Annotated in this window: 20 protein-coding genes and 1 riboswitch; of the genes, 14 read left to right on the top strand and 6 right to left on the bottom strand. The window is 46.8% G+C overall.

Annotated elements, in window-relative coordinates; all coding sequences use genetic code 11:
• The first annotated feature begins 321 nt into the window (after window positions 1-321).
• Genes ACE3MZ_RS10205 through ACE3MZ_RS10215 form a run of 3 tightly spaced genes read left to right on the top strand, consistent with a single transcriptional unit; the run spans window position 322 to window position 3,375 of the window.
• Window positions 322-1,050: a (Fe-S)-binding protein gene (locus tag ACE3MZ_RS10205; protein WP_411346323.1), complete on the top strand. Its 729-nt coding sequence runs from the start codon at window positions 322-324 to the stop codon at window positions 1,048-1,050.
• The gene (locus ACE3MZ_RS10210; protein WP_411346324.1) at window positions 1,047-2,573 is read left to right on the top strand and encodes a LutB/LldF family L-lactate oxidation iron-sulfur protein; all 1,527 of its coding nucleotides are present in this window, start codon (window positions 1,047-1,049) and stop codon (window positions 2,571-2,573) included. Before ACE3MZ_RS10205 ends, ACE3MZ_RS10210 begins: the two co-directional genes overlap by 4 nt.
• Window positions 2,563-3,375, top strand: a complete 813-nt coding sequence (locus ACE3MZ_RS10215) for a LutC/YkgG family protein (protein WP_411346325.1) — start codon at window positions 2,563-2,565, stop codon at window positions 3,373-3,375. Before ACE3MZ_RS10210 ends, ACE3MZ_RS10215 begins: the two co-directional genes overlap by 11 nt.
• 118 nt (window positions 3,376-3,493) lie before the next feature.
• On the opposite strand, the gene ACE3MZ_RS10220 is transcribed toward ACE3MZ_RS10215, so the two are convergent.
• Window positions 3,494-4,807: an MFS transporter gene (locus tag ACE3MZ_RS10220; protein ID WP_411346326.1), complete on the bottom strand. Its 1,314-nt coding sequence runs from the start codon at window positions 4,805-4,807 to the stop codon at window positions 3,494-3,496.
• A gap of 334 nt (window positions 4,808-5,141) precedes the next feature.
• Here ACE3MZ_RS10220 and rpsN point away from each other — a divergent pair, with 334 nt between their 5' ends.
• Together rpsN and ACE3MZ_RS10230 are read left to right on the top strand one after the other, a co-directional pair.
• Complete coding sequence (gene rpsN / locus ACE3MZ_RS10225) at window positions 5,142-5,411, top strand: 30S ribosomal protein S14 (protein WP_411346327.1); 270 nt, start codon at window positions 5,142-5,144, stop codon at window positions 5,409-5,411.
• Window positions 5,412-5,943: 532 nt separating this feature from the next.
• Window positions 5,944-7,683 carry a carboxylesterase family protein gene (locus ACE3MZ_RS10230; protein WP_411346328.1) on the top strand — a complete coding sequence of 580 codons (1,740 nt, stop codon included), beginning with the start codon at window positions 5,944-5,946 and terminating at the stop codon, window positions 7,681-7,683.
• A gap of 352 nt (window positions 7,684-8,035) precedes the next feature.
• Here ACE3MZ_RS10230 and ACE3MZ_RS10235 read toward each other — a convergent pair whose 3' ends face one another.
• Window positions 8,036-8,524, bottom strand: a complete 489-nt coding sequence (locus ACE3MZ_RS10235; protein ID WP_411346329.1) for a hypothetical protein — start codon at window positions 8,522-8,524, stop codon at window positions 8,036-8,038.
• 360 nt (window positions 8,525-8,884) lie between these two features.
• Between ACE3MZ_RS10235 and ACE3MZ_RS10240 the strand changes: the two genes are divergently transcribed.
• The 4 genes from ACE3MZ_RS10240 (at window position 8,885) to ACE3MZ_RS10255 (ending at window position 12,025) form a co-directional block, all read left to right on the top strand.
• Window positions 8,885-9,256 carry an SH3 domain-containing protein gene (locus ACE3MZ_RS10240; RefSeq protein WP_411346330.1) on the top strand — a complete coding sequence of 124 codons (372 nt, stop codon included), beginning with the start codon at window positions 8,885-8,887 and terminating at the stop codon, window positions 9,254-9,256.
• Window positions 9,257-9,473: 217 nt separating this feature from the next.
• Entirely contained in the window at window positions 9,474-10,337 is an 864-nt protein-coding gene (locus tag ACE3MZ_RS10245) for a CHAD domain-containing protein (RefSeq protein ID WP_411346331.1), read from the top strand.
• Between the two features lie 108 nt (window positions 10,338-10,445).
• Complete coding sequence (locus ACE3MZ_RS10250) at window positions 10,446-11,297, top strand: PPK2 family polyphosphate kinase (RefSeq protein WP_411346332.1); 852 nt, start codon at window positions 10,446-10,448, stop codon at window positions 11,295-11,297.
• Window positions 11,298-11,545: 248 nt separating this feature from the next.
• Window positions 11,546-12,025 carry an NUDIX hydrolase gene (locus ACE3MZ_RS10255; protein WP_411346333.1) on the top strand — a complete coding sequence of 160 codons (480 nt, stop codon included), beginning with the start codon at window positions 11,546-11,548 and terminating at the stop codon, window positions 12,023-12,025.
• Between the two features lie 186 nt (window positions 12,026-12,211).
• On the opposite strand, the gene deoC is transcribed toward ACE3MZ_RS10255, so the two are convergent.
• Window positions 12,212-12,970, bottom strand: coding sequence for a deoxyribose-phosphate aldolase (gene deoC / locus ACE3MZ_RS10260; protein WP_411346334.1), 759 nt, complete (start codon window positions 12,968-12,970; stop codon window positions 12,212-12,214).
• A 212-nt stretch (window positions 12,971-13,182) separates the two neighbouring features.
• Here deoC and ACE3MZ_RS10265 point away from each other — a divergent pair, with 212 nt between their 5' ends.
• Window positions 13,183-14,745 carry a xylulokinase gene (locus tag ACE3MZ_RS10265; RefSeq protein WP_411346335.1) on the top strand — a complete coding sequence of 521 codons (1,563 nt, stop codon included), beginning with the start codon at window positions 13,183-13,185 and terminating at the stop codon, window positions 14,743-14,745.
• Window positions 14,742-15,506: a GolD/DthD family dehydrogenase gene (locus tag ACE3MZ_RS10270; RefSeq protein WP_411346336.1), complete on the top strand. Its 765-nt coding sequence runs from the start codon at window positions 14,742-14,744 to the stop codon at window positions 15,504-15,506. Before ACE3MZ_RS10265 ends, ACE3MZ_RS10270 begins: the two co-directional genes overlap by 4 nt.
• 125 nt (window positions 15,507-15,631) lie before the next feature.
• Here ACE3MZ_RS10270 and ACE3MZ_RS10275 read toward each other — a convergent pair whose 3' ends face one another.
• The 3 genes from ACE3MZ_RS10275 to ACE3MZ_RS10285 form a co-directional block, all read right to left on the bottom strand.
• Entirely contained in the window at window positions 15,632-16,348 is a 717-nt protein-coding gene (locus ACE3MZ_RS10275; protein ID WP_411346337.1) for a GntR family transcriptional regulator, read from the bottom strand.
• Between the two features lie 511 nt (window positions 16,349-16,859).
• A complete protein-coding gene (locus tag ACE3MZ_RS10280) occupies window positions 16,860-18,392 on the bottom strand; it encodes a glycoside hydrolase family 30 protein (protein WP_411346338.1) in 1,533 nt (510 codons plus the stop codon).
• A gap of 303 nt (window positions 18,393-18,695) precedes the next feature.
• The gene (locus tag ACE3MZ_RS10285; RefSeq protein ID WP_411346339.1) at window positions 18,696-19,040 is read right to left on the bottom strand and encodes a hypothetical protein; all 345 of its coding nucleotides are present in this window, start codon (window positions 19,038-19,040) and stop codon (window positions 18,696-18,698) included.
• A 629-nt stretch (window positions 19,041-19,669) separates the two neighbouring features.
• Here ACE3MZ_RS10285 and ACE3MZ_RS10290 point away from each other — a divergent pair.
• The 3 genes from ACE3MZ_RS10290 to ACE3MZ_RS10300 all read left to right on the top strand — a co-directional run bounded on the left by ACE3MZ_RS10290 (window position 19,670) and on the right by ACE3MZ_RS10300 (window position 23,301).
• Window positions 19,670-20,059: a hypothetical protein gene (locus ACE3MZ_RS10290; protein WP_411346340.1), complete on the top strand. Its 390-nt coding sequence runs from the start codon at window positions 19,670-19,672 to the stop codon at window positions 20,057-20,059.
• 381 nt (window positions 20,060-20,440) lie between these two features.
• Complete coding sequence (locus tag ACE3MZ_RS10295) at window positions 20,441-21,043, top strand: MSMEG_1061 family FMN-dependent PPOX-type flavoprotein (protein WP_411346341.1); 603 nt, start codon at window positions 20,441-20,443, stop codon at window positions 21,041-21,043.
• A 511-nt stretch (window positions 21,044-21,554) separates the two neighbouring features.
• Window positions 21,555-21,655, top strand: a riboswitch (purine riboswitch).
• Between the two features lie 182 nt (window positions 21,656-21,837).
• Complete coding sequence (locus tag ACE3MZ_RS10300; protein WP_411346752.1) at window positions 21,838-23,301, top strand: NAD(P)/FAD-dependent oxidoreductase; 1,464 nt, start codon at window positions 21,838-21,840, stop codon at window positions 23,299-23,301.
• Window positions 23,302-23,307 lie beyond the last annotated feature (6 nt).

Genomic DNA, 23,307 nt, shown 5'->3' on the forward strand with positions numbered 1-23,307 from the left:
GCAAATGATACGAGAGCGATTGGAACCGTATATCAAGTCAATTCATGATGCAACATACGCTCATTATTAGATGGATGGTATAGTTCTTATTCGCAGATGAGACACACTTGCAGATGACCCACAATTCGCAGCCCGGCGTATGAACCGGGCTTTTCTATTCTAATGATGTGAAAAGGGATTTCTATCCATTCCAAAGTAGATGAGATGTGTACGTTTATTACAGTTATAGTCGTCTCATACATGACAATTCGATTTTTATTTGTAAGCGGTTGCTTCATAAATGGATATCTTACCAACAATCCCGCAGAAAGAAGGTGCAGCATGAAAGTTTCCCTATTTATTACCTGTTTGAGCGATGCAATCTATCCGCAGGTTGGTGAAGCCATGGTCCGCTTGCTGGCAGCCCACGGGGTCAAGCTGGATTTTCCGCCCATTCAGACATGCTGTGGTCAGCCGTCCTATAACAGCGGCTATTGGGAGGAGACACGCACAACAGCGAAGACGATTCTAAAAGCATTTGAAGATAGTGATTTTGTTGTTTCACCGTCGGGATCATGTACGTATATGATCCATCATTATCCTGAATTGTTCAAAGATGATCCGCATTGGTTGGAGCTAGCACATGAACTGGAAAAGAAGACGTATGAATTTACCCAGTTTCTCGTTCAGGTGTTAGGTGTGGCGGATGTAGGGGCGCATTTTCCGTATAAAGTTACGTATCACCCGTCGTGTCATGGCAGTCGCTTGCTTGGGGTCAAAGATGAGCCGATGGAGCTGCTGCATCATGTGAAGGGCTTGGAGCTAGTGCCGTTACCATTTGCCGAGGATTGCTGCGGGTTTGGTGGTACATTTGCAGTGAAGATGGCGGATATTTCCGGTGCGATGGTAACGGAAAAGGTCGATCATATCAAGGAAACCGAAGCGCAGGTGTTGGTAGGGCTAGATATGGCATGCCTGATGAATATCGCCGGCAATTTGCGTCATCGCGGGGAACAGGTACGCGTGATGCATCTCGCCGAGCTGCTGTATGAAGGGGTGATGGTCACATGAATACGGCACATTCTACACACGGAACAGTTAAGGATCGGGCAGACGTGGCACTGAATAACGATTTTCTACGTAAAGCGGTACGATTCACCACCGAGCGTCTGCGTAGTGGCAAACAGGCAGCCGCGATGGAGCATGGCAACTGGGAAGAATGGCGGGAGCGCGGGCGGCAAATCCGACTGCATACGATCGCACATCTGGATTATTATCTGAATCTGTTCGTGGATAATGCACGCAAAAATGGAGTTCATGTCCATTTTGCACCGGACACAGTAGCGGCGACAGATATCGTGATGACCATTGCTCGCCACAAGCAGGCACAATCGGTCGTCAAGTCCAAGTCGATGGTATCTGAAGAATTGCATATTAATCGTGCGCTGGAGCTAGCAGGAATCGAAACGGTAGAAAGTGATCTCGGCGAATATATTATTCAGCTTGCCGGGGAAGGACCTTCCCATATCGTCATTCCCGCTATTCACAAAAATCGCTATCAGATCGCCGAGCTGTTGTCCGAAGATGCAGGAGAGACGCTGCCGCCAGATACAACCGTGCTGGCAGGATACGTTCGTCGCAAGCTGCGTGAGAAATTCCTCGGCGCGGATATCGGTATGACTGGTTGTAACTTTGCCATTGCTGAGACCGGTTCGATGGTTTTGTTTGAAAATGAAGGCAATGCGCGCATGGTGACCACGGTGCCCAAAACGCAAATTACACTAATGGGCATGGAACGCATCATTCCGTCATGGGAAGACCTTGAAGTGATGGCGACCTTATTACCGCGTTCTGCTACTGGTCAACGGCTAACGATGTACATGTCAGGCATTACCGGACCGAAACGCACAGCCGATGGCGATGGTCCAGAGGAAATGCACATCGTGATCGTCGATAACGGTCGTTCACAGCAATTAGGTGATCCAGAATTTCAGGAGCTGCTGAATTGCATTCGCTGTGGCGCTTGTCTGAATGTCTGCCCCGTATATCGTCAGATCGGCGGTCATTCCTACGGCGGCACGTATAGCGGTCCAATCGGTGCCGTATTGACACCGGCGCTTAATCGCAATGTGGCGGAATGGGACGATATTGCCAACGCATCCAGTCTGTGCGGAGCATGTTACGAAGCATGCCCGGTCAAGATCCCGCTGCACGATATGCTCGTCTATTTGCGCCGCCGCAAAGTAGAACGCGGTCACGGCAATCGCTGGGAATCCATCGGTATGAAAGGATTCGCAACCGTTATGGGCAATTCCAAACGGCTTCATTTGGCGCTGAAGATGGGGCAGCTATTTCAAAAGCCGATCGTAAAAGATAACGGTATTACACTCAAACTCGGTCCGCTCAAAGGCTGGAACACGTATCGCATCATGCCGAAGATGGCGGATCATTCCTTCCGCGATGGCTGGTCAGAGTTGCAAAAGGAAACAGAGCAGCAATCTCATCAACTGGATGATAGCATCAAGGAGCGGATGGAGCGTATCGTGCGTGAACGAAGCCAGCGCAAGACAGGAGGCGACACACATGAAAACTGATTCCAAGCGTCCAAACCATGAACAGAACCATGAGCAGAACAACGTAGCATCCGATAGCGAGCCATCATTTACGTCTACCGATTCTCAACAACCAGATTGGTTACAAGAGCTGGAAGAACGTTCTCGTACAGCTCAAAAGGATTTTATCGACAATATTTCCACTAGGCTCAAGCGTCCAATCATGACAGAGCCGCCACAGCATCCGTTTCGCGGTGCACCGTCGTTCTGGGCAAACTTTGATTGGAGTGAAGAAGAGCGGATTCAGCGTTTTACCCAGTATTTTCAGGAAGTGGGCGGGCATGTAACGCGTGTGGCGGATTGGCAAGAAGCGGGTCAATGGATCGCCGAGCACGCTTGTCATCTTGGTGCGCAGTATATCGTGCGTCAGCAATTGCCAGAGCTGGAACAACTGCAATTGGAGACGCAGTTGCCAGAAGCGCATATTTCCGTTTGGAATAGTGATCCGGCACAGCCGTGGAAGGCGCGCGCCGCCGAAGCAGATATTGGCGTCGTGCTTGCAGATGGCGCTGCTGCATATACGGGCACCGTTATGGTTACTTCTGCTGCACAGCAGGGACGCTCTGTTAGTCTGCTGCCGACGGTATGCGTTGTGCTGTTGCCTAGAGAACGGCTGTTTACACGATTGGGTGAGCTATTGATTCCACTGGATACGCGCGGACGAGAGCATTTGCCAGCAGGTGTCCATTTTATCTCCGGTCCTAGTCGGTCGTCTGATATTGAAAATGACTTGACGATTGGTGTACATGGTCCGGGTATTATTTATACGCTGCTGATTGGATGAGGTTGGGATGGAATACTGTGCATCAGTCCACCTTATCAGTCCACCGAATCACATGTATAGGTTAGAGCAGTGTAGCACATACATGGGCAATCATATGCCCGATATGCGCTGCACTGCTCTATACTTTTTTGACCATAGAAGGCGACATACGCTTGTCTTTCACACGAACCAATCCAGTAATGCCAATCAGCGTCAACAACGAACCGGCAAGTACGAACGCTGGCGTCACACCCGCAGACGTAACGAGCAGACCACCCAGCAATGGACCGGTAGCTGAACTGGCAGAAGTGAGACTACTCACTGTACCGAATACACGCCCTGTCATATGCACCGGGGTATGCTGTTGCAGCAACACCTGAAATGGTATAAAAGCAAATCCCGCTCCGATACCGACCAGCCAGAATGACAACAGTAGTAAGCCCGTTGTCAGCGATCCAGCATGAACCATTGCCGCAATCGGACCAACTACTACGAAGACCAATCCCATCAAGCCAGCCCCGGCACTCATTTTGGACAAATGAGAGAAGTTCAGTCGTGAGCTTAACCATGCTGCTGTCAACGTCCCAACTCCGCTTGCAGTCATACACCAACCAAGCAATGACTGCTGAATACCCGGAATCTGGCGAAATAGCACAATCGTTTGCGAATCGGCAAGCTGCAATACGAGTAGCACCATACAGAGCAGCAACGTGCCATAACCGATGATGCGCATATGTAGCATATACCGAACGCCCGTCACCAGATCGCTCCAAAATGAACGCTGACGTTCCCTTTCTTCCGGCTCCGCATCACGACTTGCCGTCTGCATCGCTTGCCGCTGATATTCACGTCCCGGCAAAGCGAGCAAAATCAAGCCCGACAGTAGAAATGTCGCCGCATCCGCCACAAAGCTCCACTGAACTCCGGCAATCGCTAACAGTAGTCCACCTAGCGCAGGTCCGGCGATTTTACAGCCCTGTTCAATCGAGGAGCTGATCGTTACCGCTTGGGGCAATTGAGGTGGCGGAACGATTTCGCGTAATTTGGCATTTTTGGCAGGAGAGAACAGGACGTCAAATATACTTTTGCCGATGAGAATGAGATAGACATGCCATAGTTGCGTAGCCCATAACAGACTGAATACGAGCAGCACACGGATCAAGTCGGCGAATATCATCAGCCATTTGCGATTTAGACGATCCGCGAGCACGCCTGCCAGTGGTCCACCAACTAGCATCGGCAGTACGATACACAGTGTGGTCCACGTAATCTGCATCGGTGTTGCCTGCCAGACCATGCCGATCATCGTTAATAACGCTAGCAAATGAAGCCAGTCGCCCAGATTAGAGATTAGCTGCGCCGACATTAACACGATAAAATGCCGATTGCGATGCAGCGGTGGTAATGATGGATGGTCTAGCGCTCCATCACCATTCAGTGATTGTAGATTCATACATCATTCTCCTTTGCAATTGAATTCGGATATGTAGGATTGCTATTGCATGTATTGTAAAAAAAATACAACGCACTGTCCTCAGCCCACGGCAGGAGAAAAAGTGGACAACAGCCGTAGATACGCAGCAGTAGCCCTAACCAAAAACACATCTGTTCACTACATACAGACCGAGCAATACATCGGAATAACAACCGACCATATCATCTATAAAAACGCTACATTATCTATAACAAGCAGCGCCTATACAAAAAGGTTGCCAATTTAAGCTTGTTATTCTATACTATTTAATAGTAATTATTACGATTAATAAAAAATAAGGAGTGTTCCCTCTATGGCTAAAAAATCCAAAGTCGTCCGTCAGCGTCAGCGTGAAGCGCTGGTGGCTAAATATGCGGAGAAACGCCGCCAATTGAAAGAAGCAGGAGATTACGAAGCGCTGAACAAGCTACCACGCGATTCATCGCCCACTCGATTGCATAATCGTTGCCAAGTAAGCGGTCGTCCGCATGGTTATCTGAGCAAATTCAAAGTGTCACGGATCGTCTTCCGCGAGCTTGCCTATCAAGGTCAAATTCCCGGCGTGAAAAAGGCAAGCTGGTAATCCAATCGCGTTGTTGATCTTTGGCATCGTACAATGGATTCCTTAACTATTGTCATTACGATTGCACTGCATGATGGAATGATGGATTGTACCTTATGATTGAACGATGGTGGAGCATCTCCTGTCTGCTTCCATTTCCATGCAAGACAGGAGATGTTCTATATATCTGTTCATCTAGCGGTACATAGTCGCCTTATAATGAGCAAGATCTTGATTGTAAAACCAAAATACATATGCAGATATGGAAGTACGCATTTCAGCTAATACCCATTTATTGGTCCTTGAAAGCGTTACAAAATGTGGTATACTTATCTGCACATGAAGGATTGTTACCGGATCGTCCGGGCGAAACCTGATTTGGCTGCTTTACTGTTGCGATAGACAGTGAGCAGACAAGTCGGGTTTTTTGCTTTTTCAGGACGATTTTCCATACGACTGCAATCGTTTACATATAAATCCCAATGAATATCGCAGTTTGAAGGAATACGGCACATTCTTCGTCTATTTTTCACAACAGAGAGGCAGGGGTATAATGAGTACAGGAAACGAAAACAGATGGTATCTAGCCGCAATGATGGCACTGTTGGTATTGTTCGGTACTGCTGGCACATGGAGTACCGCGGGAGCAGCAGCAGCAACGACAGGAAGTGAATCCAGTATGTACGCATATCAGGCAGACATTCAGCAGCCAACCTCGCAGGCTATATGGAACGGCACCAAATCGACCAGCGCCAATACGCTGATGTGGCTTGGTGTTCCTTATGCTCAGGCACCGGTAGGTGAACTGCGCTGGCGTGCACCACAAGCGCCTCAACAAACACCGGAGCAGACAGCCGAAGCGACTAAATTGCCACAAGTATGTACGCAGCTTGCGAATGGCAAAGTGACAGGTAGCGAGGATTGCTTGTATTTGAATATTTATCGTCCAGCGACTAGCGATGTACAGTTGCCGGTACTGGTCTTTTTACATGGTGGCGGGAATGTAACTGGTAGTGGCGGTTCGTTTGACGGTCAGGCGCTGGCGGAGAAAACGAATGCCGTGATCGTGACTGTCAATTATCGTCTTGGTCTGCTGGGCTGGATTCGTAATCCGGCGCTACACACAGGCGACGCTGCCGAAGATTCAGGGAACTTTGCCTTGCTGGATCAGATTCAAGCGTTGAAATGGGTGCAGCAGCATATCGAGAGCTTTGGCGGTAATACCCACAATGTCACGTTGGGCGGTCAATCCGCAGGTGCGCGTGATGTGCTGGCGCTGACGATCTCTCCGCTTGCCAAAGGACTGTTTGCCAAAGTGATGCCACTGAGTGGCGGGATGACGACTACCACTCCGGCTGTCGGTGAAGCCTACGATAACGACAAGCTGGCAGATGTACTCGTGAAAGCTGGTCAATCGGAGACCAAAGCGGAAGCATTGAACTACCTGAAGCAGACGGATGCAACCGAATTGCAACAAACGCTGCGCGGACTGGATAGTAGTCTGCTTGTGCAAGCAGTCGGTTCCGTTATGATTCGTATGTCCGAATTCCCGCATCTGTTCACCGACGGAACGGTGCTGCCAAAGCAGGGATTTGACGTTGTAGATAGCGGCAACTATAACCGTGTACCGATGCTGATCGGCAGTATGCAAAACGAGTTCAATGCGTTTGCCGCATTCGATCCTACGTTCCTGCCAAGCTTCAGCAAACATACATGGGAACCAACAACCGAAAAACAATTCTGGCAGGCAACCGCATATGGCAGCCAGTTATATTCTTCTTTTAACGCGGATCAGGTAGCAGCCAAGTACAGCAAAGATAGTAAGGCGAAAAACATCTATGCCTACCGCTTCGCATGGGGTGCACAGGATGCAGGACTGAAAGCACCAGCGAAATACGTTGCCGCTACGCATGGCGTCGATCTTGATTTTCTGACCGGTGCGTTTGACAAGAGTGCGTTTGCCGGATTGTTCCCAGGCACGCTGTATACCGATGCCAATCAAAAAGGACGTCTGGTATTGACCGCACAATATCGCGAATACGTAGCGAATTTCTTGCATGGCAATAACATCAGTGCAGGCGGCTTGACCCCGTGGAGTACATGGCAACAATCAGGCAAATTGCTCAAGCTGGATGCGACAGAAACGAAAGCACGCACCAGCATGATCAAAGGCAATGCCAACGCCGCAGCTATGAAGAAAACCATTCAGGCATCGCTGAACCAATCGTCAACATCCGTTGTATGGGATACTGTGCTAAACGGTCGCTTCTTCTTCGAGCCACAGTATCAATAACATCGATACAATCAAGCGATGACATACTTGTTCAAGTGATGGCGTTTAAGCGGTAGGATTACATTTTATTTTGTGAAAGAAGTCCTATGATATCGACCGATCAAAGTGGACATTCGGCAAAGCTGAATAGATAGAAAATAATGAAAAAGCCGCCGCAATATATACATTGCGGCGGCTTTTGGTGTTCGTGATAATAGTTGTGATTGTGATTGTGATTGTGATTGTGATTGTGATTGTGATTGTGATTGTGATTGTGATTGTGATTGTGATTGTGGAAATATCGATGTGCGAAACCAATCAGCATCCCAGCGATAAACTTGTGTACGATATATGTCCCATAACAACAAGCATGTTAAGCGGACGGACTGGATACGATCGATGATGCTGACGATTTCAAAGCATCGCCTGCATCTGAATAATCAGTGCGGAGCACAGCTTTGTAATACTTGTTTTTGTGACTGACGATAATACAATCCTTGGTACTGCGATTGCGGAATTTGTAGATCGGCGAATCGACATTCAACACATTGCTGTCGCCATTTTTGTACGTAGTATCGATCATGGAATTATTCTCGTCGACTTCTTCAAAACTACTAATATTACGCTCTACCTTGCCGAGGCGTGGACCAACCTTGACAGTACTAAGCGCAGGCTCCATCATGATGCGATATGTACTGTTACGAAAATGTACAATGGGATACTCCCACGAAGACGTGGATACGATCTGGTCGGCAGGTCCGGCAGTTGCAGGCAACGTAGCGGATGCCGCCTGTTCGGCATTTATAGTTGCAGGCGCAAAAATAAGCGACGCGATAACAGGTAAGAACAAATACGCTCTCATAGCTGCTTTTTCAAGCTCCTTTCGTGGTGACGAATCCTCTCGTTCCAATGGAACAAAACGGACGTTACACTCTATCATAATACAAATGCAGTAACGTTTTCAAAGTTTGCAACTTACATTATGATATTGCCTAAGCTAATTATATATCATAAAGGAGGAGAACAGGTGAACAAAATTGGCAAAAATGATGCTTATTATGCAGATTTTGTTCAATCCTAAACATAATGCAACATGTTTTTCAGCATATTCGATCGCAAAATAATACTGTCTTCCAATTGCATTTAAGTCTGAATTGTTATTGTGACCGTCCTATATTGTAAAATGAGAATACATGAATCGGCATAGGAGGAAATCAAACAGATGAATACATATATCGTCGTGAAATCACATTGTAGCAACTATCCGAATCCCATCACATTTCAAAAAGGCGAAGGGGTAGTTGTCGGTGAGCGTTATGATGGGCCTGAGGAATGGCCAGACTGGTATTTTTGTACGAACAGTGATGGAATCAGTGGATGGGTGCCCGGACAAGTATTCGTACGAAGCGAACAGCAACCTGCCCAGGGGATTTCGCTTGAGGACTATACCGCACTGGAAATGAATGTATTGCCCGGCGAGATCGTCATCTCACAGCGAGAGCGTAACGGCTGGGTATGGTGCATGCGCCAATCGGACGAAGCAGAGGGCTGGTTGCCGCTAGATCATCTTCAGCTTGTAGAGGATGCCTTATAACGGAGCATTTGTGCGTATACATCCTGCACAACAAGGTGAAGTGTTTGCGTGTTATGAAACTTGTATACCTTTATTACAATATTAAAAATCGTCGAAACAAGTCCTGCCGCATTGCAGTAATAGATGTCATCTAGCTGCCCGATATGGTGCAAGGTATGGAATGAGCGGGTAACAGGGAATATAAGGCACACCAGTCTACCAACAGGAGTGATTAACCGTGACCTCATCAGCGACTCATCAGCGTAAAGATAAATCGGCACAATGGCATGACGTATTAAGCGAACTGTACAGCAAATTTCAGCAGCATGGGGAGCAGGCAGTGGATACGTTTGACGATGAAGATGTACATCAGGCGCGGGTCAATTGCCGCAAGTTAATGACTCTATTGCGCATTCTCGATCCGAATGATCAGACCGAACTACTGCCGCTATTCAAAAAGGCACAAAAGCGCTTGGGCAAAGTTCGCGACGAAGACGTACTCATCGACGCCTTCAAACAACGCCGCAAGCAGGCAAAACAGCAAGAACAAGATCATCTTGTCAAACTGTTAAAAGCCGTCATCAAAGAGCAGAAGCAGCACCGCCGCTTTTACCGCAAAAAATTGACTAGCAAGCTGCCCCAATTGCAGGGTAAAAAGCTCCACAAAAAATGGAAACCTTTTTTGGAGGAGCAACTGCCGAAGCTTGTTGCCGATTCCGACGTCAATCGGTTGATGCGAGAACTGGAAATCTCGTATGAGCAAAAGAAAAAAACGTATCGTCAGATTGCCAAAGAGCAAGGAATGGAAGCCGATGATACCCTAGCAGCACTACACAAAGTGCGGATCGCTGCCAAAGAAATTCGTTATACTGCCGAAGCGGCAAGCTTTGCGCTAAATGCCAAATTTCGCGATCACGAACAATTGTACAAAAACATTCAAAAGGAATTGGGTCACATCAATGACCGTCATGTATGGATCGAAGCGCTAGAAGAATTAAAGCCAAAGCGTGTCACATTCGACGTTGAAGTACGGGATGCATTGATCGACGAATTGCGTAACGAGATGAATGCTGCCATTCGTGAGAACGAACGAGTCATCTAACACATATAATGCCATCCATATTGCTAGATTTAGCAAAAATGCGGGTAATATGTAGATACTGACACTCCAGTCACATCAATCATCATTCTACCCAAAGGAGCGATTTGCATGTCCAAGTCAAAAGAGAACTGGGTTCTCGCATCTGGTGATTCCATCTCATTGAAAGATATCGATCCTCAAGATACCGGTAAGTATAAAAATCGCGAAGATACGCAGGCAGAACGCGAGCAGTTGTCCGCTATTTTCGAAGATCTTCAACCGAAGCTGTTTGCAAGTAAGAAAAAATCCATTCTGTTCGTTTTTCAAGGTATGGATTGCAGTGGGAAGGATGGCGTCATTAACAAGGTCTTTTCCATTTGTAACCCAGCGGGCATTGACGTATACAGCTTCAAGGCGCCCACACCGGATGAGCTGAATCATGATTATCTATGGCGTGCGCATCAGCATGTGCCGGGTTATGGCTATCTGGCTGCGTTTAATCGCTCCTACTATGAGGATGTATTGATTACCCGCGTACACGGTCAAGTGAGTGACAAGAAGGCAAAACAGCGCTTCAAGCAGATCAATCAATTCGAGAAAATGCTGGAGCAAAATAATGTGCGTGTCGTTAAGATTTTCTTGCATATCTCCAAGCAATTCCAATTGGAAAAGCTGATCGACCGCATCGAAAAGCCGCATAAAAACTGGAAGTTCGATGAAAGTGATCTGCATGAACGTCAGTATTGGGAAAAGTATCAGGAGTGCTATGAAGATGTATTCAAGCATTGCGCCACTGAGAAAAATCCATGGCATATCGTACCAGCTGATCACCGCTGGTATCGCGATCTTGCCGTGCTGCAAATTGTGGTGAATACGCTAGAGGAACTGGATTTGTCCAACCCTTCACCAATTCCTGCGCTCAAGGAACATCTGTCTGATATGTATGCGGAGCTAGAGAAAATCAAAAAAAATAATGAATGATTGCTAATATATTCATGATGATACCCCTGTCTACGTTTCCGAACAGACAGGAAGCAATGAGAAGAAAATAGAATGAATATAGAAGCAAAAGGTCGTATTTGAATACTCAATACCACCTTTTGCTTCTATATCGATATCCATATATTGAATCGATGTACATATACTTATAAAAAACCAATTCACAATGCTTTAAGTCTACCTATACCATGTGTAACAAATCCAATACGATACGGAAATGGAGAAATCATATGCTTGCCAAATGGGTAAATCGGATTCCGCGTGACTGGCTTGTCACCATGTACAAAATCATGCCATCCAAGCGATTCAAAGATTGGGTCGTTCGCCGTTCACAGGTTTCTTTTCTCGTGGCGGTACTTGGTGTGTTTACCAATGAACAAGGCGAAGTATTGCTGCTGCGTCATTCCTATCGCGATACAGAGCCATGGGGCATCCCTGGCGGTTGGATGGAGCAAGAGCAACCGGAGGAAGGTCTCATACGTGAGGTAAAAGAAGAAACCGGACTGGATGTACATATTCATCGGCTAGAACGCGCGATTCGTCGCAGTAATCCTAATTGTATTGATCTGATCTTCAGCGGCACAGTAGAGGAAGGTACGTTTCTGCCGAGTACAGAAATTACCAAGATTATGTTCTGCAAAGTAGGCGAGTGGCCTAGCGGTATGCCGCGTTCCCAGCAGTTCATTATAACGGCGCTATTGCAAAAATAGCATAGCACTGAACGTAGAACGGATCCATTTCGATATCATACTTGAACATAGCAATTCCAAAGGAATGATGAATATGCCTGCCAGCATCATTACTTGGATTTGTTATGGAATACATAATCGATTCCAATCTCAAATCTGCAAATCACAAAATCATGAAATCACAAAATCATGAACTACAGTATCCATTCAATAACGATTGTCCTCCGACAAATCGGATGACGTTACTAGTTCCGGCACGGTCAATCCAGCACGCGTATACGCATCTTCCAAAATCGTCAATGCTGAACGGACGCCGATGCCGAAGCGGTCGCAACCGGCAGCGCGCATGTCCAATAGCGTATCCAGATCGCGAATCCCACCTGCGGCTTTGATCTGCGCGGCATTGCCAATCGTAGAGCGAATCAGTCGGATCGTATCGACCGTTGTCGGCTTTGGACCCCATCCCGTCCCCGTTTTAACAAAAGCAGCTCCGGCTGATACAACCAGCTCACTGCCTCTGCGAATCTCATCATCGGTCAAATAGGCGATTTCTAGAATGGCTTTGACTGGAACACCGTTAGCGGTATCAACGACGGCTTGTACATCCTGCTGTACTCGCTGAATATCGCCAGACTTGAGTGCACCGACGTTAATCACCATATCGAGTTCAAGACAGCCCATTTGCAACATTTCACGCGCTGTGTGTACTTTCATCGATACGGTATCGGCTCCAGATGGAAAACCGACGACTCCCGTGACTACCGTATCTGGCGTGTGCGTTAACTGCTGAATAACATATTCGGTCATATACGGCATCGGACTAGCGCAAATACAGTGATACGTCTTTACAATCGCAAGTAGTAGGTCAACTTCCGCATGGGTGACATCGGTTCGTACGGCACTCACATCGACCCAGCGTCCAATGTCAGCTCCAAGCTTGATCGTATTTGAGTCAGTATGTCCCATTTTGTATCTCCTTTTATGAAAGATAATTATCTTTATTGTTATCAATATACCGAATGAGATAGACAAATACAAGTAAAAGCAAAATAAAAATGAAAGCGCTTGACAAAAGATAGTTATCTTTACTATATTCAAAACAAAGAATATCCTTCTCAACAAAGCTAATGACAGCAACGTGCACTACAGCATGCCATATCTGGAAAGAAGGGGACTGAATGTCGTATCTTATCGCGTACGATCTGGGCACTGGCGGAGTCAAAGCTTCGCTGTATAATCGTCAGTTGCAGACGGTTGCGCGTTCTTTTACTGAATATGCTACTTATTATCCGCAGCCAGATCATCATGAACAGCGTCCGTCAGACTGGTGGCAGAGCATATCGCAATCGACGACGCAATTGCTATCGACCGCAGGAGTTGAAGCTTCGCATATAGATGGCATTAGTCTATCCGGGCATAGTCTGGTTAGTGTACCAGTCAGCCGTACGGATGGTGTGTTGTTGGAGCAGGTTCCGATCTGGTCGGATACGCGCGCGGAGGAAGAAGCGGCAGCATTTTTCCGTCAGGTGGATGAGGAGCAATGGTATATGCGTACGGGAAATGGATTCCCTGCGGCTTGTTATCCATTGTTTAAGCTCATGTGGATGCACAAGCATCAGCCGGATCTATTGGCTCGTACCGATGTGATGCTTGGCTCCAAAGACTATATCAACTATATGCTGACTGGTGCGACCTATACCGATCCTTCGTATGCTTCCGGACTGGGTACTTATGATCTCAAGCAGGGCGTATTGGTGGATGAATGGTTGGTGACAGCGGGCATTCCGGCACATCTATTCCCAGCAATCGTACCTTCTCATGAGATAGTGGGGCGGGTAACAGCAGAAGCGGCAGCCTATACAGGATTGGCGGAAGGTACGCCGGTAGCATGTGGGGGCGTAGATAATGCGTGCATGGCGCTTGGTGCGGTAGGCAGTGAGGAAGGGTGCAGTTATGTATCGCTTGGTTCATCCAGCTGGATACCTGTAAATTCCGCAGAGCCGGTGCTGGATGTGGAGACGCGTCCGTATGTATTCGCTCATATTGCGGAAGGTATGTATACGAGTGCTTATTCTATTTTTGCTGGGGGAAGTTCATTACGCTGGGTGCGTGATCAACTGTGCCCGGAGTTGGCGGGACGAGAAGATGCATATGAACGCATCAATGATATGGCGGCTTGTGCACCGGCAGGCGCGAATGGTGTTGTATTTGATCCTAGTCTGGCAGGCGGTACTTCACAAGATCACAGCATTCATATTCGCGGCGGGTATATGGGTCTGCATCTGGCAACGACGCGCAACGATCTGATTCGTGCGGCGATGGAAGGCATCGCGCTCAACCTGAGGCTGTCGCTGGATCTGCTGCGCAAGCACACGACGGTAAGCGAACAATTGTTATTTTGTGGTGGTGGCAGTCGTAGTGCATTATGGCGACAGATGTTTGCGGATATATTCGATATGGATATTGTGAAAACGAATATTGATCAGGATGCCGCTTCACTTGGAGCGGCGGCGATTGCAGCACGAGCCGTAGGCTGGTGGCACGATTACAGTGGTATTGGAGATGTGCATCGTATAGAGCATATCAGCAAGCCAGAATCATCCAATCGCGATCTGTATCAGCGTCTGCTGCCGATATTTCAACATGTTCATGAACAGGCGGCGGCATTGGGCGAGTATATGCATCGCCATACGCAGGAAGTTGCCTCACCCATTGATGACAGAGTGGAGGAATCAATATGAAACGCGATGTATTTGATACTAGCTTCCGACTGGATGGCAAGACGGCGATTATTACGGGCGCAGCATCCGGCATCGGATTGGCGGTTGCCCATCTGTTTGTGGAAAAGGGTGCGTCGGTCGCATTGTTGGATCTCAATCTGGAGCAAGCCGAGCAGGCGGCAAACGAATTGGAACGCGCGGCGGCATTTGCCGTTGATGTGGGGGATAGCGCTTCGGTGGAACAAGCGGTCTTGGCAGTCAAAGAGCATTTTGGCGGGGTCGACATTCTGGTAAATAGTGCAGGAATCGGGCCGGTGGAGTGGGCGGAGCATTATCTGGAAGACGATTGGCATCGGACGATGCGAGTGAATCTGAACGGCACCTTTTTTATGGCGCAGCAGGTTGGTCGGGAACTGATTGCCGCCAATCGAGGTGGCAAAATCATTAGCCTTGCTTCGCAGGCAGGCATCGTAGCTATCGACCGCCATGTTGCCTACAGCGCCAGCAAAGCGGCAGTCATTTCCATTACCAAATCACTTGCCTACGAATGGGGCAAATACGGCATTCAGGTCAATGCGATCTCGCCAACCGCTACGTATACGCCACTGATCGCCGGATATTGGGAAGGCGAGATCAAGGACGAGGCGATTGCCAATACGCCAGCAGGACGCTTTGCCGAACCGGGTGAGATTGCGGCGGCGGCATTGTTCCTTGCCAGTGAAGCGTCCAATATGGTCACAGGTGCCAATCTGGTCGTGGATGGCGGATATACGATTCATTGATTGGACAATATGGAGCGCACTATACAAACCAAGCGCACACCTAATGATCGGCAAATCATTTACAACGTCATCATGCTAACAATGTCCTACTGACAACTCATATAGTATAAATGTACATCATCCAATCAGCGTCTGCCTTCCAGGTAGACGCTGTATTCGTATTTGTCAGCAACGAGTTTGGTAATGCTGTATTCAAACGGACCTTGTTCCGTCGAGGTTAGCCGTTTGCTGCACAATAAGGGAGCGCCGAGCGGCACTTGCAAGATTTGCGATTCGGTAAAGTCGGCAGCGACTGCGGACAGTCGTTCCCACGCATTCAGCAGAATCAGATGATATTGCTTCTCCAAAAACGCATACAAACTGTTAAAGGTGTTGCTGTATTGCTCTAAGCCAGGCACTTTACTGGCACGTAAATAATTGTTCATCAGCGCGATGGGCGCATGGTCAGCATATTGCACACGCTGAACCCGGTACACTTGCTGTCCCGCAGGTAATTGCAATTCATGAGCGATATGCTCTGGCGGCGTGATGAGTTCAATCGACATGCCGCGCGTTTGTACATCGTATCCTTTGGAGATCAGTGTTTCGGTAATGGAGGTGAGGTGATTGAGGCGCTGGGTGGTGGAAGTATCGAGTACTTCAGTGCCTTTGCCCTGCGTTTTGCGAACGAAGCCTTCGCTATGTAATTGTTCAATCGCTTTGCGAATGGTGGTGCGGCTAACGGCAAAGCGCTGCTCCAACTCAGATTCGGTTGGCAGCAGATTGCTGGATGGATATATGCCTTCTTTGATATCTTGTTTGAGCAGACTGTATACTTTGCGATAAGCAGGGATATTGTTCATGAATCGTACTCCTTTGGCAATCCATCAGCAGGTATGGACAAATGTATAAGCTGATCTTGCCACAAAAAGCATATTTGTTCAAGTAAAGGTCATGATCTTTGACTTCTCCTAGATTACAAAGTAGTTATACACTCCCGCCCTGAAAGTGATGCAATGCATTATGATTTAATCCATTTGCGAAACCAGCTTACCGATCCACTGTAATCAATGATAATGAAGTATAGTGATCTCGATAAAATTAAAGCGTTTTAACTTTTGAACAGAGTGAATAGAATGAAAACAACGAAAACAACAAATACAACGATCCTGTTGTTACCTAGCACTATACTCCATACGAATCCATGGCAGGATGTCCATTGCTTGCCTGTTCGGTGCAACGCTCCGGCTACCATGATCCGATCCAACAATCCCCAACAGGATTCTTTACTGCATCATTCTTGGGAGGAGTGTACAATTACAATTCACCTAATGCTCTGCAAAAAGGAATACGCTACAAAGAACAATAGTTTAGTTACCACTTCAACGTAACGACCGATTTGGCAGGCACAGAGTAATTCACAGATTGACTATTCCAGTTCACCTTAACCGTACGCGCATTATTTTGCGAATTGTACAGCACGATTACCTTGGAACCATCACTATTTTTAAACGCTACACTTTGTAGATCGCCAAAGGTGTTGGAATCAATCCGATAAGCGCCCGGATTGACAAATTTGCTGAAATGACCGAGCAGATAGTACTGCTTCATGTAGGTCACTTTATCCTCTGGATTGCTAGAGCTATTGTCCGAATTCTGGATAGTGACCATGCCTTTGTTTGTATTGTTGTCGCCGATCACACTCGGACCGTCCTTCTGATCCAGGGCAGCATTCCACAGAACAATCGATTTGGACCAGTTACGGGTCATGCCGATAAATTCATTGATCATATTGTCAAAGCCCTGTGTCGTACCGTTCACCGGATCATTCCAATCGCCAAAACCACCTTCGGTAAACCAGATATCTTTATCTGGATGTGCATTATGCATACTGGTCATTGCGGTAAAATCACCACCATAATGATGGAAAGCACTGCCTGCGATATATTGAGACTTGCCATTATCCTTCAAGCCTTGCACAACGGTACGCGGGAATGTCCAGTTATCATAGTTATGATCATATGCGATAATCTTCGTATTCAATCCAGCGGCACGTAGCGCTGGTCCGAGATAATCGCCGATCATACCAATCTGATCCTGTTCATTCATCAGCATACCCGGATAACGTCCCGGCTCGAACAGCGGTTCATTTTGCGGTGTAACAGCATAGATCGGAATCCCCTGTGCCTGATACGCTTGTACAAATTTGACAAAATAATTGGCGTATACCGGATAGTTTTCCGCTTTTAACTTACCCGTACCGTTTTTGTCATTGGTTGTGTATTTCATCCATGCTGGTGCGCTCCATGGAGAAGCGATCACTTTGATTGCCGAATTTTTCGCCAGTGCGGCTTTGACCATCGGGATGATGTACGGTTGATCACGAGAGATACTGAACTGGTTCAATGCCGTATCACCGCTTACATCATCGTAAGTATACGTACTCCAGGCAAAGTCGCTTGCGCCCATCGGCTGACGCAGCATACTCATGGAGATTCCGGAGCTGCCAAACAGATTGCCCATCACTTCGTTGCGCTTCGTACTGCTGAGCTTGTAATTGAGCAGCCAGGCAGACGCATCGGTCAACGATACACCGAAGCCGTCCATCTGCTGGTATGTCGTGCCTTCATTGACGTTCACTGTGTAATCCGCATTGCCAGTCGAACTGCTAAATGTCAGATCGCTCTGCCGGGTCAAACGACGATCTGTACGCAGACCGACCTTGGGCTCGGTATTCGGATCGGCAGTCGTTACCCATACTTGCGCTTTTTCATTAGCGGCATGGGCAGAAGAGGGCGCGACAGAGACGAGCGGCGTGATGACCAGACTGCTTAATAGTACGGCATGAAGGCTTTTTTTGAATATCGACATCATATACACCTCGGTTTGCAGTTGTAAGCGTTTCACCGAACATCGACCATATTATCAGGAACGAATAGGATTTACAAACTAAATTTTACATAATTATCTATTTTTGAGTACTCTATTTTCATATGTGTAGGAGACATAAAAATAGCCTTCGATCATATAACCGAAGGCTGTAAAACATATTTCATTTCAAATAGCGCTAACACTCTGTTCATCTACATGCGCTATTCTTATACTGGCATTAGCATATTTGATAATAATTCTGTAATTTTATAGCTAGAATGAGATTGCCGCAGTGTGATGACAATACAACGAGATGCGGCGGGAGTCAGGAAGAAGATCCTATGATCCGACAGACAGTGTGTACGTCGCCCGCTCGGTATTCAGACGAACGCGCTGATCGGTCGCTTCGTCGATGCGCAGATCATGCGTGATGATCTCATACGTGTCGCTTGGTACGGGCACACTTTCGCCATCCGCATTTTGTGTACGACCTTCGCCGCGCAGCAGAAGGGCACTTTCCAAATAATCATCTATTTCATTATCCTGATCGCGCTGATCAACTGCCGACAATGTAAAGTGAATCACATCGGTATCATCCAGTTCTTGCTTCTCGATAATCAGAATCTTGCCAATCTGTTGTTCCAACCAATCTTGCACTTGTTGAATATCGTTGTGTTCGCTCATAATCATCCGTCCTTTGTCTGGTATTTAGAAGTAGTTCAGTATAAATTAGAGTTGGTGCTACAAGGATGCATTGGCCAATGCCTTCTACCCACCTATTTACCCGAAGGCGTCATTTCGTAATCGCCAAATGGCAGGATTGCTTCTTTATTCATATCTAGTGGAAATGATCATTTCTAGTTACTGAACTAGCAGACGACAGGAAACGGCACGTATATACGAGTTCATGTGGGTCTTTTACCGCATTTACAGGTGGCGCTTACTCAGGCATACTTTGAATACAAATGTAATTACCAAAAGAATAGTTATCATCCTAAAAATAGTGATTTATACGGTTTTCAGCTATTCATCCAAACTTTGCTTGTTTTGCAACCGGGATGAATGTGCAACAGGAGGCTGGGACTTTGTCCTGATTCTGGTTACTTTAAAGTAATAAACGTAATACTTTTAGCATATGATTCTCACAATCATCTATGGCTTATATCGCATTTTTGGCAACAATTGATTCAAATATGATTTTACGCGTTATATCCAAATGACTTCATGTTTAAGCCATCGAAGCCCACAATCAATGCTCATATACATAGACAAAAGAGCATCTCCGGCAAACCCGGGGGATAGGAGGAGTATAGATGAATAAGAAAAACGGCGGCAACGTGAATCAACGTCACTATGATATTATTGCTCTGCATATGATGGAATGGAATCCAATGAAATTACGCGAATGGTGCTTACCTGACGAATATAATATCGAAATTGAACATATTGTTAACATTTTGCCGAATGTCCATTCCTCTCAAGAATTAGGACAACAGTTGTTTTGGATCATGCAAAAGTATTTTGGTCCGTATGCCAAGTGCAGCAACGCAGAATGCCAGCAGATTGCTGATCTGATGTATACCGATTTGCAAGCTGTACCTGAAACGGCAAAGCCTATTGCATCGTTCCACTTTTACGAGGATCGCCTTGTGCTGGGCACATATGAGGGCGGGTTGTATCGTCGTACGCGTTCGTCTGACTAAGTAGCAGTTTCATAAGAACGAGTTGTATAGAACGGTGTATATTCATATGACCGATCTGTAATATAAGAATGACAAGCCAAAGAACCTGTAACCCGCGACACTATGACGTGGGTACAGGTTCTTTGATTTGTAAAGATTCGCTGTAATCCAGATTAATACATATGTTCATCCAGTATATGTAAACTTGTACAAATAACAAATTTAAAATAAATACGATATAATAAACCAATTACGACGGATTATATCCTTACAGGCAGGTATCGTTCTTATATGCAGGTATCATCTCTACAGGCGAACGTTCAATCTGATTCAAGTATGACTTGGTATACCCTGCACATGGACGACAATTATACATGTACATATTCCAAAGGAGGAATTGTTATGCAACCTGCAAAAACGGCGGTTGAACCGACAGAGCAGTATATTACTTCGCTGGAAGAATTAAGGCAGTATACTGGCGAACCTCACGAGCATATTATGAAAAAAACGATCTCCGTTGTGGATCGTCATGTGGCGTATTATTTATCCTTATCGTCGTTGTTTTTCCTAGCGACTTCGGATGGAGAAGGACGATCTGATGTATCTCCGCGCGGCGATGGACCGGGTTTTGTTAAAGTATTGGATGACAAGCGCCTGATCTTCCCTGAACGTCATGGCAATCGTCGCGCTGATTCTCTCTGCAATATGCTGGAAAATCCGCAAATCGGTATGATTTTCCTCATTCCGGGAATGGATGAAGTACTGCGTGTGAATGGGCGTGCACGGATTACCAATGACGCCGCACTGCTGGAAAAGATGGAGTGGAGCGGCAAGACGATGGGACTTGGCGTCGTAGTGGAAGTAGAGGAATGTTTTGTTCATTGTCCGCGTGCGTTAAAACAGGGCGGAGCCTGGAAGCAGGAAAAATGGGCAGATGCCGAACAATTCCCATCAACGAAAGAGATGTTCTTGGATCATTTACGTTTGAATGGAATTGAGCTGTAAGCGTAATATTAAGCGGTAAATGTAATAGTAAGTTATACATGCAATATTGAGCTGTACATGCAGTATTGAGGTGTAACTGTAATCTAATGAACTGTGAATGAGAAGGGGCGAGTGCATCTGTAGAAGATGTACTCGTCATTTTTGCATTTTCGTAGACAATATGCTGATGAACGGACGTCTGTTACAGTGAAGTCGGGTGGATTTTTCTGTTACATATCGTACTGAAACGCGTCAAAATCACGTATTCATGATGGATAAGCTACCTGTCTAACTTTCGTGATTGTAGAAAAAAATGAAATCTACACAATACAACTCTGTAATGAAAGTAAAGTTCGTGAAAATGAAATGAAAAAGTAATTACATACCCATATTGCCGAATTAAAATAATGAAAAACGAACATTTATGAAAATATAGGGTTGACCATTCGGATATTTTTCGGTACTATACGACTGTAGCCTGTTTTGAAATGACATCGCTATGCAAATGCGTAACTGAAAAGCGTACATTAATCACAATACTATAATAAATATTCGTATATCCTCGAAAATAAGGTTCGGGGGTCTCTACTAAGGAACCGCAAATTCCTGGCTACGGATAGGATGCTTTGGCATACCTGTTCGCAAGCCGGGAATTTTTTGTCGTGATAGATACGGTAGCCTTGTTTTGTCATGCCCAAAATGGCCGTTTGGGGTGACATGTAAGTACTCGGCTTGTGTGACCGGAGCAGGTACATGAAGGAATACAGCAGCATCCGTATACAACCAAAATGATGATGACAGATGGGGGACTTATGATGAACACATACGATTGCATCGTTGTAGGAGCGGGACCAGCAGGAATTTTTGCTTGTTATGAATTGACACGGATTGCACCGGATTGGAAGGTACTATTGATTGACAAAGGGCATAACATTTACAGTCGCAATTGCCCGATCATGCAGGAGAAGATCCAATTCTGTCCGCCGCCAGCTGGTAAAAAGGATTATGCAGGCTGTCTGCCCGCCTGCTCTGTTACCGCAGGTTTTGGTGGTGCAGGTGCATATAGTGATGGCAAATTCAATATCACAACCGAGTTTGGCGGCTGGTTGACCGATTATTTGCCGGGGTCGCGTGTGGAGGACTTGATCCGTTACGTGGACAGCATCAATCTGGAGCATGGCGCAACCGAGAACATTACCGATCCAACCACCGATGTGATTCGCGATATTGAGCAGCGTGGCTACGCGTCCGGGCTGAAGCTACTGCGTGCTGAGGTTCGTCATCTGGGCACCGAGCAAAATCTGGAAATTCTCAAATCCATCTATGAATATCTGAATACACGCATCGATATGGTCTACAAAGCCGAAGTGGAAGACATTATCACCGTCAAAGAAGATGGCAAGCATCGCATCACAGGTATCGTCACCAAAAAAGGCGAAACTTACGAATCTGCCAATGTGATGATCGCTCCAGGACGTGACGGTTCTGCATGGCTGACTGATATTTTGAAAAAGCGTCGTCTGAAAATGTACAACAATCAGGTCGATGTAGGTGTTCGTGTGGAGACGTCCGATGTGGTCATGCAGGAGATTAACAAGCATCTGTATGAGGGCAAATTCATTTTCAATACGTCTGTCGGTACACGCGTGCGTACTTTCTGTAGCAATCCATCCGGGCACGTTGTCGTCGAGAATCATAGCGGTGTGATGGCAGCCAACGGTCATTCATTCAAAGACCCAGCGCTCGGTTCACGGAATACGAACTTTGCCCTGCTCGTCTCGCACAAATTCACAGAGCCGTTCGACAAGCCGAATGAATATGCGCGTGAGATTTGCCGACGGGCGAACGATCTGTCTAGCGGTGGTGTCATTGTACAGAAATTCGGAGACATTTTGCGTGGACGACGCTCCACAGCTGACCGGATCAAAGAAGGCTTTTTGGAGCCAACATTAAAAGAAGCGGTTCCGGGCGACCTCGGTCTCGTCTTGCCTTACAACACGATGAAAAGTCTGGTCGAAATGGTACATGCATTGGAAGGCGTCACGCCGGGGATTGCTTCCGAACACACACTATTTTACGGCGTGGAAGCCAAATTCTACTCTGCGCGTCCGAAGCTGAATGATAATCTGGAAACGGAGATTGACGGTCTGTACTGTGGCGGTGATGGAGCAGGTGTAACCCGTGGTCTGGCACAGGCAGGCGCAGCTGGCGTCTGGATCGCTCGTAGCATGTTTGCCAAAGCTGGCAGCAGCACCCGTGTTCCGGCAACTGTTGTTTGACGTTTA

Origin of the sequence: Paenibacillus sp. WLX1005 (genome assembly GCF_046603685.1) — a bacterium.
In the GTDB taxonomy this organism is placed as follows: domain Bacteria; phylum Bacillota; class Bacilli; order Paenibacillales; family Paenibacillaceae; genus Saccharibacillus.

What these genes read in the sequence shown, in the direction of transcription:
- ACE3MZ_RS10205 (WP_411346323.1), top strand. Translation starts at nt 322, where the DNA reads ATGAAAGTTTCCCTATTTATTACCTGTTTGAGCGATGCAATCTATCCG.
- ACE3MZ_RS10210 (WP_411346324.1), top strand. Translation starts at nt 1,047, where the DNA reads ATGAATACGGCACATTCTACACACGGAACAGTTAAGGATCGGGCAGAC.
- ACE3MZ_RS10215 (WP_411346325.1), top strand. Translation starts at nt 2,563, where the DNA reads ATGAAAACTGATTCCAAGCGTCCAAACCATGAACAGAACCATGAGCAG.
- ACE3MZ_RS10220 (WP_411346326.1), bottom strand. Translation starts at nt 4,807, where the DNA reads ATGAATCTACAATCACTGAATGGTGATGGAGCGCTAGACCATCCATCA.
- rpsN (WP_411346327.1), top strand. Translation starts at nt 5,142, where the DNA reads ATGGCTAAAAAATCCAAAGTCGTCCGTCAGCGTCAGCGTGAAGCGCTG.
- ACE3MZ_RS10230 (WP_411346328.1), top strand. Translation starts at nt 5,944, where the DNA reads ATGAGTACAGGAAACGAAAACAGATGGTATCTAGCCGCAATGATGGCA.
- ACE3MZ_RS10235 (WP_411346329.1), bottom strand. Translation starts at nt 8,524, where the DNA reads ATGAGAGCGTATTTGTTCTTACCTGTTATCGCGTCGCTTATTTTTGCG.
- ACE3MZ_RS10240 (WP_411346330.1), top strand. Translation starts at nt 8,885, where the DNA reads ATGAATACATATATCGTCGTGAAATCACATTGTAGCAACTATCCGAAT.
- ACE3MZ_RS10250 (WP_411346332.1), top strand. Translation starts at nt 10,446, where the DNA reads ATGTCCAAGTCAAAAGAGAACTGGGTTCTCGCATCTGGTGATTCCATC.
- ACE3MZ_RS10255 (WP_411346333.1), top strand. Translation starts at nt 11,546, where the DNA reads ATGCTTGCCAAATGGGTAAATCGGATTCCGCGTGACTGGCTTGTCACC.
- deoC (WP_411346334.1), bottom strand. Translation starts at nt 12,970, where the DNA reads ATGGGACATACTGACTCAAATACGATCAAGCTTGGAGCTGACATTGGA.
- ACE3MZ_RS10265 (WP_411346335.1), top strand. Translation starts at nt 13,183, where the DNA reads ATGTCGTATCTTATCGCGTACGATCTGGGCACTGGCGGAGTCAAAGCT.
- ACE3MZ_RS10270 (WP_411346336.1), top strand. Translation starts at nt 14,742, where the DNA reads ATGAAACGCGATGTATTTGATACTAGCTTCCGACTGGATGGCAAGACG.
- ACE3MZ_RS10275 (WP_411346337.1), bottom strand. Translation starts at nt 16,348, where the DNA reads ATGAACAATATCCCTGCTTATCGCAAAGTATACAGTCTGCTCAAACAA.
- ACE3MZ_RS10285 (WP_411346339.1), bottom strand. Translation starts at nt 19,040, where the DNA reads ATGAGCGAACACAACGATATTCAACAAGTGCAAGATTGGTTGGAACAA.
- ACE3MZ_RS10290 (WP_411346340.1), top strand. Translation starts at nt 19,670, where the DNA reads ATGAATAAGAAAAACGGCGGCAACGTGAATCAACGTCACTATGATATT.
- ACE3MZ_RS10295 (WP_411346341.1), top strand. Translation starts at nt 20,441, where the DNA reads ATGCAACCTGCAAAAACGGCGGTTGAACCGACAGAGCAGTATATTACT.
- ACE3MZ_RS10300 (WP_411346752.1), top strand. Translation starts at nt 21,838, where the DNA reads ATGAACACATACGATTGCATCGTTGTAGGAGCGGGACCAGCAGGAATT.